This window comes from Saccharopolyspora gregorii (assembly GCF_024734405.1).
Taxonomy (GTDB): Bacteria; Actinomycetota; Actinomycetes; order Mycobacteriales; family Pseudonocardiaceae; genus Saccharopolyspora_C; species Saccharopolyspora_C gregorii.
The window spans coordinates 1,248,380-1,263,248 of the sequence record NZ_CP059556.1; the positions used below are offsets into that span (position 1 = coordinate 1,248,380).

The window sequence follows — 14,869 nt, forward strand, 5'->3', positions numbered from 1 at the left end:
CAGCTCGTTCGCCGTTGGCGGCGAGCGAGCTGGTCAGCCGTCCAGGACCACCGAGACGATTCCGGCGAGGTGGGCCAGCCGGGCGACCTCGGCGGCACGGAACATGGGACCGCCGGGGCGGCCGGCGAGCAGGACGCGGTCCGGCTTGCCGATCGGCGTGGCGGCCAGCTCGGTGCCCAGCTCCTGCCAGGTCTCCGGCACCCACAGCTCGTCGCCGTCCAGGATCGTGGCCCGCGGCAGCGGTAACCACGGCAGTTCGAGGTAGCCCTCCTGCGGGGCCGACGAACTGGCGGCGAGCTGCTCGGCGCCGCCCGCGTGGTGGCCGAACACGATCGCCCAGCCCGACCGGATGATCTTCGGGACGCCTTCGGCGAAGATCTGCAGCCCGTTGCCGGGTTCCGCGGCGATGTCCTCGACGAGCTCCAGCTCGCGGTGGGTGTCCAGCACGCCCGCGTACGGGCGGACCGCGTCGACCTCGACGCCGTCCACGGACTCCGCGGCGGTGATCAGGATGTCCGGGAGGCGGCCCGAGGGCAGTTCGACGACCATGTCGTCGATCGCCACGTCCCCGCCGCGCTCCACGACGTCGACGCTGAGGATGTCGGCGCCGATCTCGCCGAGTGCGGACGCGACCGCCCCCAGCACGCCCGGACGGTCCGGTATCTGCACCCGGATCAGGAAGGACACCGGACTCAACGCCTCCAGCTTCGTGCGCGGAACCTCGCCGTCCGCGCTCCCCGCACCGCACACGGCCGCACGCGGAGGCCACCGTGCGCCCGGCAGGCGGGGCAAATTGTGGCAGACACCGCACCCTATCGGTGCGACCGGCGTTCGTGTAGTGGAACGAGCACGGCATTCCCGGGGTTCCCGCCCAGGTCCCCGGCCCCACGTCCGATGTCCACGATGTGCGCGCTGGTGTCCACGATGCGGGAGGAGGCCGGGACTCCGCGCGGTCGCCCGATCGCGGGGAGCGAGCAGGCGCCCGGCGCGCCCGATCGCCCCCTGGGCGGGCAGGCGCGGGCTCCGCCATAGACTGAGGAGCAACCGTGATACCGGACATGACCAGGGAGCCTTCGTAGTGTCCAAGATCTCCCGCGACGAGGTCGCGCACCTCGCCGGCCTCGCCAGGCTGGCGGTCACCGAACAGGAGCTCGACACGTTCGCCGGGCAGCTCGACGTCATCCTGGAATCGGTCGCGAGGGTCGGTGAGGTCGCGGCGGAGGACATCCCGCCGACCTCCCACGCCGTGCCGGTGACGAACGTGTTCCGCGACGACGTGGTGCGGCCCAGCCTGCCGCGCGAGGCTGCGCTGGACGGCGCGCCCGCGGCCGAGGAGAACCGGTTCCGCGTTCCGCGGATCCTGAGTGAGGAGGCGTGATGACGACGACCGCGACCGGAGGTGACCCGGCCCTGACCGGCCTGTCCGCCGCCGACCTCGCCGACCGCCTCGCCGCGGGCGAGGTCACCTCGGTGGAGGCCACCCAGGCCCACCTGGACCGCATCGCCGCCGTGGACGGCGTGGTGCACTCGTTCCTGCATGTCGACGCGGACGGCGCGCTCGCCGCCGCGCGGCAGGCCGACGAGGACCGCGCCGCGGGTAAGGCCGCCTCGCCGCTGGCGGGTGTGCCGCTGGCGCTCAAGGACGTGTTCGCCACCAGCGACATGCCCACCACCTGCGGCTCCAAGATGCTGGAGGGCTGGACGCCGCCGTACGACGCGACGGTGACGCGGCGGCTGCGCGAGGCGGGCGTGGTCGTCCTCGGCAAGACCAACATGGACGAGTTCGCGATGGGCTCCTCCACCGAGAACTCCGCGTACGGCCCGACCCGCAACCCGTGGGACCCCGAGCGCATCCCGGGCGGCTCCGGCGGCGGTTCCGCCGCCGCGCTGGCCGCGTTCGAGGCCCCGCTGGCCATCGGCACCGACACCGGCGGTTCCATCCGCCAGCCCGGCGCCGTCACCGGCACCGTCGGCGTGAAGCCCACCTACGGCGGGGTGTCCCGCTACGGCCTGGTCGCGTTCTCGTCCTCGCTGGACCAGCCGGGGCCGTGCGCGCGCACCGTGCTGGACGCGGCGCTGCTGCACGAGGTGATCGCCGGGCACGACCCGATGGACTCCACCTCGATCAGCTCGCCGGTGCCGCAGGTCGTGGCCGCCGCCCGCGACGGCGCCGCTGGGGACCTCACCGGGGTGAGGGTCGGCGTGGTCCGCGAGTTCGCCGGGGACGGCTACCAGCCCGGCGTGGAACGCTCGTTCCGCACCGCGGTCGAGCAGCTGGCGAAGCTGGGCGCCGAGGTCGTCGAGGTCTCCTGCCCGCACTTCGAGTACGCGATGGGCGCGTACTACCTGATCGCGCCGAGCGAGTGCTCCTCGAACCTGGCCCGGTTCGACGCGATGCGCTACGGCCTGCGCGTCGGCGACGACGGCAGCCGCAGCGCCGAAGAGGTCATGTCGCTGACCCGCGAAGCCGGGTTCGGGCCCGAGGTGAAGCGGCGCATCATGCTCGGGACCTACGCGCTGTCCTCCGGCTACTACGACGCCTACTACGGGCAGGCGCAGAAGGTGCGGACGCTGATCACCCGCGACTTCGCCGCCGCCTTCGAGCAGGTGGACGTGCTGGTGTCGCCGACGACGCCCACCACGGCGTTCCCGATCGGCGAGCGCACCGACGACCCGCTGGCGATGTACCTGGCGGACCTGTGCACCATCCCGTCGAACCTGGCGGGCAACGCGGCCATGAGCCTCCCCAGTGGACTGTCCGATGAGGACGGCCTGCCGGTGGGTCTGCAGATCATGGCCCCGGCGCTGGCCGACGACCGGCTCTACCGGGTCGGCGCCGCCTACGAGACCGCGCGCGACGCCGCCCAGGGCGGCCCGCTGCTCGACCGTGTCCCCGCCCTGGAGGTGGCGTGATGAACCAGAAACTGAAGGCGGCGTTCCAGCTCGCATCCGTGCTCTCCGCGGCCTACGGCCTGCGCGCGAGCCTCCGCGAGGCCAAGGCGAACGGCGACCGGCTCGCGATGGCCGACTCGATCATCACCGCGCTCGGCCTGATCACCGGCACCGCGCTCGCCATCCGCACCCTGCGCAAGGGGGAGGACGGCCAGTGACCGCGGTCGCCGAGATCATGGACTACGACGAGGTCCTGGAGCGGTTCGACCCGGTCCTCGGCCTCGAGGTGCACGTGGAGCTGTCCACGGCCACCAAGATGTTCTGCGGCTGCGCCAACGAGTTCGGCGCCGAGCCGAACACGCAGGTGTGCCCGGTGTGCCTGGGCCTGCCCGGCGCGCTGCCCGTCGTCAACGGCAAGGCGGTGGAATCGGCGATCCGCATCGGGCTGGCGCTGAACTGCCAGGTCGCCGAGTGGTGCCGGTTCGCGCGGAAGAACTACTTCTACCCGGACCAGCCGAAGAACTTCCAGACCTCGCAGTACGACGAGCCGATCGTCTTCGACGGTCACCTCGACGTGGTGCTCGACGACGGTGAGACCTTCCGCGTCGACATCGAGCGGGCGCACATGGAGGAGGACACCGGCAAGTCGCTGCACGTCGGCGGTGCCACCGGCCGCATCCACGGCGCCGAGCACTCGTTGCTGGACTACAACCGCGCGGGCGTGCCGCTGGTGGAGATCGTCACCAAGCCGATCGTCGGCGCCGGGGAGCGCGCTCCCGAGGTGGCGCGGGCCTACGTGGCCGCGCTGCGCGACCTGCTGCGCTCGCTGGACGTCTCCGACGTGCGGATGGACCAGGGTTCGCTGCGCTGCGACGCGAACGTCTCGCTGATGCCGAAGGGCACCACCGAGTTCGGCACCCGCACCGAGACGAAGAACGTCAACTCGCTGCGCAGCGTGGAACGCGCGGTGCGCCACGAGATGCGCAGGCACGCCGCGGTGCTGGTCGCAGGCGGCGAGATCCGCCAGGAGACCCGGCACTTCGACGAGTCCACCGCGACCACCTCGGCGGGCCGCAAGAAGGAGACCTCCGAGGACTACCGGTACTTCCCGGAGCCGGACCTGACTCCGATCGCGCCGTCCCGCGAGTGGGTCGACGAGCTGTCCCGGACCCTGCCCGAGCTGCCCTGGGAGCGCCGCAAGCGCATCCAGGACGAGTGGAAGCTCTCCGACGAGGAGCTGCGCGACCTGGTCAACGCCGGGGCGCTCGACCTCGTCGCGGCCACCGTGGACGCCGGAGCCCCGCCCGCCGAGGCGCGGTCCTGGTGGGTGGCCTACCTGTCGCAGCAGGCCAACACCCGCGGCGTCGAGCTCACCGAGCTCGCGATCACGCCGGCGCAGCTGGCGCGGGTCATCGCGCTCGTCGCCGAGGGCAAGCTGACGAACAAGCTGGCCCGCCAGGTCGTCGACGGCGTGCTCGACGGGCAGGGCGAGCCGGACGAGGTCGTCGCCGCGCAGGGCCTGGAGGTCGTCTCCGACGACTCCGCGCTGCAGGCCGCGATCGACGAGGCCCTGGCCGCGCAGCCCGACGTGGCGGACAAGATCCGCGGCGGCAAGGTGCAGGCCGCGGGCGCCGTCGTCGGTGCGGTCATGAAGTCCACCGGCGGCAAGGCCGACGCCAAGCGGGTCCGCGAGCTGATCCTCGCCGCCTGCGGCCAGTAACAACGCTCGGCCGACAACGGGCCGCCCGTCCTCCGGGACGGGCGGCCCGTTCGGTGTTTTCGGACTCGGGTTGCGTAGTGGTCGGGTGGCGGAACCTCAGCGGTTCCCTCGCTGCGGGATCGATTTCTCATGTACCAAGCTCGTACACAGCGAAATCGCTGTCCTCGCGAGGGAACCGCTGAGAACCCGCGGGTGGTCATGTTGCTTTGGTGGTCGGCGGCTCAACGGCTTCGCCGCTGACGGGAAACCGACGAAACTCACGACGGGTCAGAGGTCGCGGATTACCTTGCAGGGGTTGCCCGCCGCGAACACGCGGTCCGGGACGTCCCGGGTGACGACGCTGCCCGCGCCGACCACCGCGTCGTCGCCGATCGTCACGCCCGGGCAGACGATCACACCCCCGCCGAGCCACACGTTGTTGCCGATGCTGATCGGTGCCGCCGTCTCCCAGCGCTCTCGCCGGGCCCGGTGGTCGGTCATCGGGTGCAGCGCGGTGAGCAGCTGGACGCGCGGCCCGATGGACACGTCGTCCCCGATGCTGATCGGCGCGCAGTCCAGCAGGATCGCGTCGTAGTTGAGGAAGCTGTTGTCCCCCACGCTGATCAGGTACCCGTAGTCGCACTGGAAGCGCGGCATGATCCACGACCCGGTGCCCAGCCGACCCAGCAGCCTGCCGAGGACCTCCTGCCGCCGCTGCTCCTCGCCGGCCCGGGTCGCGTTGAAGTCGTCCAGCAGTTCCTGGCAGCGCCTGCGCTCGGCGAGGAGTTCCGGATCGCCGTCCTGGTACGGCTCCCCGCGCAGCATCCGCTCCTTGTGCTCACCCATGCCCGCATCGTCCCGGCGCGGTGCCGCGCGGGTCAGTCGGGGGCGCCGTCCTCGCCGAACCAGTGGGCCATGCGGCCGCGGCGGCTCACGGCGCGCAGCCGGTGCTCGGTGGCGGTGCGCGCTCCCGCGGTGGTCATGATGAGCAGGTCGTCGCCGGTGCGCAGCCGGGTGCCCGGTTCCGGCACGAAGGAGGTGCCGCCGCGGATGATCAGGGTGATGGCGCTGGGGTCCGGCAGCCGCAGCTCCCGCAGCATCACGTAGTGCAGCTGCGAGCCCGGCGGCACCGACACGGTCAGCAGTTCCGCGTCGAGCACGTCCAGCGGCGCCACCTCCACCTGGATCTCCCGCGCCGCGTCCGCCCGCACCAGCCCGAGCGCGCGGGCCAGGCCCAGCAGCCCGGGGCCCTGCACCAGGGTGAACACCGCGACCAGCACGAACACCACGTTCAGCACCCGGTCGCTGCCCGGCACGCCCGCCACCACCGGGAAGGTGGCCAGCACGATCGGCACCGCGCCGCGCAGCCCCGCCCAGGACACGAACGCCTGCTCCCGCAGCGGCACCCGGAACGGCAGCAGCGACACCAGCACCGACAGCGGTCGCGCCACCAGCAGCAGCACCAGCCCCACCACCAGCGCGGGCAGCAGTTCCGGCAGCAGCTCGTGCGGCGTGATCAGCAGGCCCAGCAGCACGAACAGCCCGATCTGCGCGAGCCACCCGAGCCCTTCGGCGAACGAGCGCACCGAGGCGCGGTGCGGCAGCCCGGAGTTCGCGAGCACCAGACCGGACAGGAACGCGGCGAGGAACCCGGACGCGTCCACCGCGCCGGAGGCGGCGAACGCGACGACACCGAGCCCGAACATCGCCACCGGGTACAGCCCGGACGCGGGCAGCGCCACCCGGTGCAGCACCCACGCCCCGGCCCGGCCGACGAGCAGGCCGATCACGGCGCCCGCGCCCAGTTCGTAGAGCACGTCCCCGGCCACTTCCAGCGGGTGGAACTCCAGCGGCACGGTGCTGAACAGCAGCACCAGGATCACCGTCGGCGCGTCGTTGAAGCCGGATTCGGCCTCCAGCATCCCGGAGACCCGGCGCGGCACCGGCAGGGTGCGCAGCACCGAGAACACCGCGGCCGCGTCGGTGGAGGACACGACCGCGCCGAGCAGCAGCGAAGCCTGCCAGGGGAGCCCGATGAGCAGGTGCGCGCCCGCGGCGGTGACCACGACGCTGACCGCGACCCCGGCGGTGGCGAGCAGCCCGCTGGGCGCGAGCAGCGGTTTCACGTCCGACCAGCGGGTGGTGAGGCCGCCTTCGACGAGGATGACGGCGAGCGCGGCGGTGCCCAGGTCCTGCGCCAGCTGCGCGTCGTCGAAGTGCAGGCCGAGCCCGTCCTCGCCGATGACGAGCCCGAGCGCGAGGAACAGCAGCAGCGCGGGCAGGCCGAAGCGCGCCGCCGCGCGGGTGGCGAGGATGGCTGCCAGCAGCACGAGCCCACCCGCCAGCAGCGTCGTGTACAGCTGCTCCAAGGTCATCGCTGTTCCGTTCCGCCACCGGCGCGCCGCCGGCCTCGGGCCGGGACGCGTCCTGAGTGGACCATGGCCGGGTTCGTCCTGCTCCGGTCACCCCTCGCAGCGGCGAGGGGGCGGACCCGTCAGGCCTTCGGCCCCGGGTCAGTCCTTGCCGGTGTCGCCGGAGGGAGGTTCGATCCGGATCGCCCGGTCGTCGCTGGGCACGGGCGCGCCGCCGGACTTGTTCGCGGTGCCCAGCCACAGCAGCCCGTCCGGGCCGTTCGCGGCGGCGGAGAAGCGCCCGTAGGTCTTCTCCATCACCTTGGCGGGCTGGCCGGTGAAGGTGCCGTCCGGGCCGGGGTTGAGCGCGTACAGCGCCGCCGCGTCGGTCAGCGCCACGACCACGGAGGCCGGTCCGGCGGCGCAACCGGCCACGCCGGGCCGGTCCGGCCAGCTCCAGGCGGGTTCGCCGAGCGCGGTGCCGAACTCGACGCGGTGCAGCGCGTCCCGGGTCGCGCCGCGGTCGGTCAGCCAGTAGCCGCCGGTCTCGGCCGCCCCGCACAGCCCGCCGGGATCGGAGACGCCGGAGGCGACCACCCGGGACTTCGGATCGGGGTTGCCCGCGGCGGGCGCGCCGAAGCCGTCGATGCGCAACACCTTGCCCGCCAGCGATCCCGGGTTCGCCGCGTTCGCGCGGTCGCCCGCGTCGCCGGTGGCGACCAGCAGCGCGCCGCGCCCGTCGTCGAGCAGCGCCCCCGCGTTGCCGGTGGAGCCCTTCGGGATGCCGGTGAGCACCGGTTTCGGGCTGTCGCCCGGCGCGACCCGCAGCACCTGGTTCTCGCCGCCGACGCTGGCGTACGCGTAGACGAGCTCGTCCTCCTGGTAGCTCGGGGACAGCGCCAGCCCGGTCAGCCCGCCACCGCCGGAGCGGTCCACCGGCACCCGGGCGATCTCGACGGGTTCGGCGTCCTGCTCGACGCGCAGGATGCGGCCGGTGGCGCGTTCGCCGACCAGCGCGCCGCGGCCGTCGGGCAGCACGGTGATGGCGCCGACCGGGTCGAGGCAGGTCGCGACGACCGCCGGGTCCGGGTCGATGCAGCCGATGGGCACCGCGGGCACGTCCTCGGTGGGCTGTCCCGGTGGCGGTGGGGGCGGCGCGGGCTGCTCGATCGACGGCTGCGGGCCGGCCTGCGGTTCCAGCGACGGCTGGTCGCGCCAGGTACCGGGGTGCTCGTCGGGGAACTGGGCGCAGCCGCCGAGCGCGATCGCGGCCAGCAGCGCTCCCGCCGTCCGCGCGCGAGGACGGCGACCGGCGGGGGAGGTGCGCTGGGCTGCCACGAGTGCCGAGGGTATCGGCCCCGCCGTGAACACCGGGTGAGCACCCGGCGGGCCGAGCGTCGCACCGCCCGGAATCCCACCCGCCGGGAACGTCCGTTCCGCGGAACCCGCCGTGCAGCCGCGCGAGCGCCACCGAATGCAGCAATTCCGGATGAGACCGCGGTCGCCGATCCGGAACCGGTCCGCGCCGCGAGACCGGTCCGGGCGGTCGATCCGGAACCGTCCGAGTCGCGCGGCGCATCGCCGGCACCTGCGGAAACGAAGAATTCACGAGTCCGGTACCGCATTCTGGCGAATGCCGGAACAACGCGATCTCCGTGGAATTCCCCTCGGAAATGGTTCACCCGAAAGGGTCGCTTAGGCAGTGCGTGATGCCTTAGCCTTCTGCGCCGTGAGCATTCACGACGATCGCCCCAGCGGACACCGAGACGAGCGTCCGCAGCGCGGCGGGAAGAAGTCCGCCGACGGGCCTGCGGGAACCCAGGGCCTCGGCGTGCAGGACTACGACTACGACTACTACGACGACGCCGCGTACAGCGATGCGAACGCGACCGCCGTGGTGGACCGCGGCTCCGGTGCCGACTTCTACGAAGAGCTCGACGACCGCAAGCCGTTCGCGTGGAACGCAGGCACCGACCTGGGCCTGCTGGTGCTGCGCCTGGTCGTCGGCGGCATCTTCGCCGCGCACGGCGCGCAGAAGCTGTTCGGCGTGCTCGGCGGTTCCGGCCCGGAGAAGTTCGCGCAGAGCCTGGCCAAGGCCGGGTTCGAGCAGAGCGCGGTGCTGTCCCTGGTCACCGGCGGGACCGAGCTCGGCGCGGGCGCACTGCTCGTGCTGGGCCTGTTCACGCCGCTGGCGGCCGCGGGCATCGTCGGCGTGATGGCCAGCGCCATCGTGTCGATGAAGCTGCCCGGCCCGTTCTTCGACCAGGAGGGCGGCTACGAGTACCCGGTCGTCCTGATCGCCATCGCGCTGTGCCTGATGTTCACCGGGCCCGGCCGGGTCGCGCTGGACAACGGGCGGTCCTGGTTCCGGCACCCGCTGGTCAGCGGCTTCATCTGCCTGGTGATCGCGGCGGGTTCCGCGGCGGCGGTGCTGGTCCTGCTGAGGTCCTGATGTCCGGCGGAGCGCCGGTCCTCGGCGGCTCCGCGTCCTCCGACGAAAAGCGACGGCCGGGTTCCACGTGGAACCCGGCCGTCGGCACGTTCGCGGTCCTACTTGGAGACGTCCCGGACGGCGCCGTGCGAGGCGGAGGTGGCCAGCCGCGCGTAGGCGCGCAGCGCCGAGGTCACCTTGCGCTCGCGGGACACCGGCTGCCACGGGTGCTCGCTGCTCTCCATCTTGGCGCGCCGCTCGGCCAGCACCTCGTCGTCGACGAGCAGCTGCAGCGTGCGCTCCCGCACGTCGATGAGGATCTGGTCGCCCTCCTCGACGAGGCCGATGACGCCGCCGTTGCCCGCCTCCGGCGAGATGTGCCCGATGGACAGCCCGGAGGAACCGCCGGAGAACCGGCCGTCGGTGATCAGCGCGCACTTCTTGCCGAGACCGGAGCCCTTCAGGAACGCGGTCGGGTGCAGCATCTCCTGCATGCCCGGTCCGCCGGACGGGCCCTCGTAGCGGATCACCAGCACGTCACCGGGCTCGATCTTCTTCTGCAGGATCGCGGCGACGGCCTGCTCCTGGCTCTCCAGCACCCGCGCCGGGCCCTGGAAGTGCCACAGCTCCTCCTCGACGCCCGCGGTCTTCACGACCGCACCGTCCTCGGCGAGGTTGCCGCGCAGCACCGCCAGCCCGCCGTCCGCGGTGTAGGCGTGCTCGAAGTCGCGGATGCAGCCGCCCGCGGCATCGGTGTCCAGCGAGGACCAGCGGTTCTCGGTGGAGAACGCCTGCGTGGTGCGGACTCCGCCGGGCGCGGCGTGGAACAGGTCGAGCGCTTCTTGGGAGGGCGATGCACCGCGCACGTCCCAGCGGTCCAGCCACTCGGTGAGGCTGGCGCTGTGCACCGAGGACACGTCGCGGTGCAGCAGCTCCGCGCGGTCCAGCTCACCCATGATCGCGGAGATGCCGCCGGCCCGGTGCACGTCCTCCATGTGGTAGTCGGAGTTCGGCGCGACCTTAGACAGGCACGGCACCTGGCGGCTGATTCGCTCGATGTCCGAGAGCTCGAAGTCGATCTCGCCCTCGCGGGCGGCGGCCAGCGTGTGCAGCACCGTGTTCGTGGAGCCGCCCATCGCCATGTCCAGCGCCATCGCGTTCTCGAACGCCTTCTTGTTCGCGACCGAGCGCGGCAGGACCGAGTCGTCGTCCTCCTGGTACCAGCGCTTCGAGATCCGCACGACGGTGCGCCCGGCCTCCTCGAACAGGGCGCGGCGCGCGGCGTGCGTGGCCAGCGTGGAGCCGTTGCCCGGCAGCGCGAGGCCCAAGGCCTCGGTGAGGCAGTTCATCGAGTTCGCGGTGAACATCCCGGAGCAGGAACCGCAGGTCGGGCAGGCGGAGCGCTCCACCTCGCTGAGCCCGTCGTCGTCGACCGCGGAGTTCGCCGACGCGGAGATCGTGGTGATCAGGTCGGTCGGCGCCTGCGCGACGCCCTCCACGACCACGGCCTTCCCGGCCTCCATCGGGCCACCGGAGACGAACACCGTCGGCACGTTGAGCCGCATCGCGGCGTTCAGCATGCCGGGCGTGATCTTGTCGCAGTTCGAGATGCACACCAGCGCGTCCGCCTGGTGCGCGTTGACCATGTACTCCACCGAGTCGGCGATGATCTCGCGCGAGGGCAGCGAGTAGAGCATCCCGCTGTGGCCCATGGCGATGCCGTCGTCCACCGCGATCGTGTGGAACTCCCGCGGCACGCCGCCCGCTTCGCGGATCGTCTCGGCCACCACGTCGCCGAGGTCGCGGAGGTGCACGTGACCGGGCACGAACTGGGTGTAGGAGTTGGCGATGGCCACGATCGGCTTGCCGAAGTCGTCGTCGGTCATGCCGGTGGCACGCCACAGCGAACGGGCGCCTGCGGCGTTCCGTCCGTGGGTGGTGGTGCGGGAGCGCAACTGGGGCATGGTCCTTCTCGGTTCTCTCGCTGAATTCGCGTCGGGACGGCGAAAAGACGCCCACCTCGTGAGTGGGGGGACGAACTGCGGTGACCTCGACGCTACTCCTGCCCGGCGGCGCCGGAGGTGACCGGTGCGCGCTCCCCGGGCGTTCGTGACGCAGGCCTCGGCCGGTACCGGGGAGCGGACGGCGCCGGCGGCGCCCGGTTCGGAGCGGGCACCGCCGGTGCGAGCGGGGATCAGCCCGCCGACTCGCGGGAGCCGTCGGTGCCGGTCTCGTCGGTGGACGGCTCGGCGGCGGACTCGGCACCGGTGGACTCGGTGCCCGCGGTGGCCGGAGATCCGGAGGCGGCATCTCCAGCGGTGGCGGTATCTCCCGCGGTGGCGGCGGATTCGGCGTCGGTCGCGGACCCGGTGCCCTCGTCGCCCGCGTCCCGGGCCTCGGCGGTGGCGCGGTCGGGCTCCGGAGCGCTCGGCGCGGCGTTCGGGTCGGGGACGCGGCCGCCGCTGAGCTCGGCCAGCCGGCCCACGTCCCGCACCCGGATCGCCGGGAGCGCGATCTCCGCGCCGGAGCCGAGCACGGCCCGCACCCAGCGCCGCTCGTCCAAGCGCAGCGAGGCCAGCTCGTCCCAGCCGAACCCGGTGCGGCCGAACAGGCGGCGGACGGTGATCCGCTCGGCGGTGACCACGGTGCGCGGCCGCACGATCACGTAGGCGAGCGCCAGCGGGATCAGGTAGGTGGGCAGCAGCTGCGGGAACGGCTCGGCGAAGGCGATCGGCGTCACCGAGATCGCCACCGCGAACACCGCGAGCAGCGAGGTCCGGGTCAGCTGGAAGGTCAGCGACTTCGGCAGCGCCTTGGCACGCCCGGCGGCGCGCGGGACGGGCGTCGCGGCCGGTCCGGCGGGCTCGGTGGTGCCGGAGCTCCCGGCGCCGGAGCCGTCGGTACCGGAGTCGTCGGCGCCGGAGTCCCCGGTGCCGGATCCCTCGGCGGTGCGGGGCTGCCCGGCGGCGCCGGAGCCCTCGGGCGCATCGGGGCCGGTCGCCTCGGTGGCCGGCGCGACGCCGGGTTCCGCCGCGTCCTCCCGGGTGGCGGTGCCGGTCGTGCCCTGGTCCTCGGACGTGCTCACTTCGCGGGTCCCCTCTGCCTCTGCGCGTTCCGGCCCCGCGGTCCCGGGCTCCGCGGGGGAGCCGGTGCGCCCGGTGTCGCGCTCGCCGCGGCCGGGGCCGGGCGGCTCGGGTGCCGCAGGTGTCTCGCTCACCCCTCGATGCTCTCACCCGCGCGCGGGACGCCCGCAGCGTCCCTGCTGGTGGCGGGAGTGCGGGGACGCGGTGCGCCCGGTGTCGCGACCGGGCCGCGCGGACCCGCGGCGGCGGAGCGACGTACGCCACACCGGGTTCCGCCGAATGCGCGCGGCATGCTCCCGACCTGCGGGAACACCGGGCGGTGCGCGGCTCCGGCCGGGCCTCCGGTGTCCAGCATGCGGGAGGATCTTCCCGCATGGTTTGACCTCGCGGCGTCCGGGCCGTTAACGTCCTCGTCATGCTGCGACTGCACGACATTCTCGTACTTCCCCGGCGCGTCGACGCCTGAGGAAGCTCCGCAGCGACGACGCGCCAACCCTCGTACGGTCCTATCCGGCCCGGCGGGGGTTTTTTCGTGCCCACTCACCGACCACCACCGTTCGGACAGAGGCGAACTCGATGACCAGCGCCCACACCAGGCAGAGCCCGGTCCCGGCACCGCCGCCGGGACACCGTCCCAAACCAGCACCGACCAACGACGCTCCAGTGCAGGTCACCGGCGCGCAGTCGCTCGTCCGGTCGCTGGAGTCCGTCGGCGCCGAGATCGTCTTCGGCATCCCCGGCGGCACGATCCTGCCTGCCTACGACCCGCTGCTCGACTCCACGAAGGTCCGGCACGTGCTGGTCCGGCACGAGCAGGGCGCCGGGCACGCCGCCACCGGGTACGCCCAGGCCACCGGCAAGGTCGGCGTGTGCATGGCGACCTCCGGTCCCGGCGCGACGAACCTGGTCACCGCGCTCGCCGACGCGCAGATGGACTCGGTCCCGATCGTCGCGATCACCGGCCAGCAGTCCACCAGCCTGATCGGCACCGACGCCTTCCAGGAAGCCGACATCTGCGGCATCACGCTGCCGATCACCAAGCACAACTTCCTGGTCACCAAGGCCGAGGACATCCCGCGCACCATCGCCGAGGCCTTCTACATCGCCTCGTCCGGACGTCCCGGGCCGGTCCTGGTGGACATCCCGAAGGACGTCCAGCAGACCGCGACCACCTTCTCCTGGCCCCCGGAGATGAAGCTGCCCGGCTACCGGCCGACCAGCAAGCCGCACGGCAAGCAGGTCCGCGAAGCCGCGAAGCTGATCACCGCGGCGCAGCGGCCCGTGCTCTACGTCGGTGGTGGCGTGCTCAAGGCCGAGGCGACCGAACGGCTCCGCGAGCTCGCCGAGACCACCGGCATCCCGGTCGTCACGACCCTGATGGCCCGCGGCGCGTTCCCCGACTCGCACCCGCTGCACCTGGGCATGCCCGGCATGCACGGCACCGTCGCCGCGGTCGCCGCGATGCAGCGCTCCGACCTGCTGATCGCGCTCGGCGCCCGGTTCGACGACCGGGTCACCGGGCAGCTGTCCTCCTTCGCGCCGGAGGCGAAGGTCGTGCACGCCGACATCGACCCGGCCGAGATCTCCAAGAACCGCAACGCCGACGTGCCGATCGTCGGCGACTGCAAGGAGGTCATCGCCGAGCTCATCGACGCCGTCGCCACCGCCACCGAAGCGGGCGGCACCGCCGACCTCGGCCCGTGGTGGACGCAGCTGAGCAGCTGGCGCGACACCTTCCCCCTCGGCTACGAGTGGCCCGCCGACGGCAGTCTCGCCCCCGAGTACGTCATCGAGCGGCTCGGAGCGCTGGCCGGGCCGGAGGCGGTGTACTGCGCGGGCGTCGGCCAGCACCAGATGTGGGCGGCCCAGTTCATCAACTACGAGAACCCCCGGACCTGGTTGAACTCCGGCGGTCTCGGCACCATGGGCTACTCGGTGCCCGCCGCGATGGGCGCCAAGGCCGGACTGCCCGGCACCCAGGTGTGGGCGATCGACGGCGACGGCTGCTTCCAGATGACCAACCAGGAGCTCGCGACCTGCGCCATCGAGGAACTGCCGATCAAGGTGGCCGTCATCAACAACGGCAACCTCGGTATGGTCCGGCAGTGGCAGAGCCTGTTCTACGCCGAGCGCTACTCACACAGTGACCTCGGCACCCACAAGCACCGCATCCCCGACTTCAAGCTGCTGGCCGAAGCGCTCGGCTGCGCGGGCCTGCGGTGCGAATCCCGGGAGGACGTCGACAGCGTCATCCAGCAGGCGATGGAGATCAACGACCGACCCGTCGTGATCGACTTCGTGGTGGGCAAGGACGCGCAGGTGTGGCCCATGGTGGCCGCGGGAACCGGCAACGACGAGATCATGGCGGCGCGCGGAATCCGCCCGCTGTTCGACGAAGACGAGGGGTGACCGC

12 protein-coding genes are annotated in these 14,869 nt (G+C 72.7%); 6 read left to right on the plus strand and 6 right to left on the minus strand.

The features are described 5' to 3' along the window. Window positions 1–33 precede the first annotated feature (33 nt). Window positions 34–687, minus strand: a complete 654-nt coding sequence (locus H1226_RS05410) for an ACT domain-containing protein (protein ID WP_224956480.1) — start codon at window positions 685–687, stop codon at window positions 34–36. Between the two features lie 391 nt (window positions 688–1,078). On the opposite strand from H1226_RS05410, the gene gatC reads away from it, so the two are divergent. Genes gatC through gatB form a run of 4 tightly spaced genes read left to right on the plus strand, consistent with a single transcriptional unit; the run spans window position 1,079 to window position 4,612 of the window. Further along, window positions 1,079–1,378 carry an Asp-tRNA(Asn)/Glu-tRNA(Gln) amidotransferase subunit GatC gene (gatC, locus tag H1226_RS05415; RefSeq protein WP_224956462.1) on the plus strand — a complete coding sequence of 100 codons (300 nt, stop codon included), beginning with the start codon at window positions 1,079–1,081 and terminating at the stop codon, window positions 1,376–1,378. After that, window positions 1,378–2,913: an Asp-tRNA(Asn)/Glu-tRNA(Gln) amidotransferase subunit GatA gene (gene gatA, locus H1226_RS05420; protein ID WP_258347623.1), complete on the plus strand. Its 1,536-nt coding sequence runs from the start codon at window positions 1,378–1,380 to the stop codon at window positions 2,911–2,913. Before gatC ends, gatA begins: the two co-directional genes overlap by 1 nt. Then, complete coding sequence (locus tag H1226_RS05425; RefSeq protein ID WP_224956466.1) at window positions 2,913–3,110, plus strand: hypothetical protein; 198 nt, start codon at window positions 2,913–2,915, stop codon at window positions 3,108–3,110. Before gatA ends, H1226_RS05425 begins: the two co-directional genes overlap by 1 nt. Next, a complete protein-coding gene (gene gatB, locus H1226_RS05430; protein ID WP_258347625.1) occupies window positions 3,107–4,612 on the plus strand; it encodes an Asp-tRNA(Asn)/Glu-tRNA(Gln) amidotransferase subunit GatB in 1,506 nt (501 codons plus the stop codon). The genes H1226_RS05425 and gatB overlap by 4 nt, the downstream gene beginning before the upstream one ends. Window positions 4,613–4,879: 267 nt before the next feature. Here gatB and H1226_RS05435 read toward each other — a convergent pair whose 3' ends face one another. From H1226_RS05435 to H1226_RS05445, 3 genes are all read right to left on the minus strand, one after another. Continuing rightward, entirely contained in the window at window positions 4,880–5,437 is a 558-nt protein-coding gene (locus tag H1226_RS05435) for a sugar O-acetyltransferase (protein WP_258347627.1), read from the minus strand. A gap of 32 nt (window positions 5,438–5,469) precedes the next feature. Beyond that, entirely contained in the window at window positions 5,470–6,960 is a 1,491-nt protein-coding gene (locus tag H1226_RS05440) for a potassium/proton antiporter (protein WP_373690063.1), read from the minus strand. Window positions 6,961–7,104: 144 nt separating this feature from the next. Next, the gene (locus H1226_RS05445; RefSeq protein ID WP_258347631.1) at window positions 7,105–8,280 is read right to left on the minus strand and encodes a PQQ-dependent sugar dehydrogenase; all 1,176 of its coding nucleotides are present in this window, start codon (window positions 8,278–8,280) and stop codon (window positions 7,105–7,107) included. A gap of 391 nt (window positions 8,281–8,671) precedes the next feature. Between H1226_RS05445 and H1226_RS05450 the strand changes: the two genes are divergently transcribed. Continuing rightward, complete coding sequence (locus tag H1226_RS05450; protein WP_258347633.1) at window positions 8,672–9,394, plus strand: DoxX family protein; 723 nt, start codon at window positions 8,672–8,674, stop codon at window positions 9,392–9,394. 98 nt (window positions 9,395–9,492) lie between these two features. On the opposite strand, the gene ilvD is transcribed toward H1226_RS05450, so the two are convergent. Both ilvD and H1226_RS28075 read right to left on the minus strand, forming a co-directional pair. Continuing rightward, window positions 9,493–11,337 (minus strand): dihydroxy-acid dehydratase, encoded by a 1,845-nt coding sequence (gene ilvD / locus H1226_RS05455; RefSeq protein ID WP_224956481.1) that lies wholly within the window; start codon window positions 11,335–11,337, stop codon window positions 9,493–9,495. A gap of 230 nt (window positions 11,338–11,567) precedes the next feature. Continuing rightward, window positions 11,568–12,590: a PH domain-containing protein gene (locus H1226_RS28075; RefSeq protein ID WP_309148780.1), complete on the minus strand. Its 1,023-nt coding sequence runs from the start codon at window positions 12,588–12,590 to the stop codon at window positions 11,568–11,570. Between the two features lie 442 nt (window positions 12,591–13,032). Here H1226_RS28075 and H1226_RS05465 point away from each other — a divergent pair, with 442 nt between their 5' ends. Next, entirely contained in the window at window positions 13,033–14,865 is a 1,833-nt protein-coding gene (locus tag H1226_RS05465) for an acetolactate synthase large subunit (RefSeq protein ID WP_224956482.1), read from the plus strand. The last annotated feature ends 4 nt before the right edge of the window (window positions 14,866–14,869 follow it).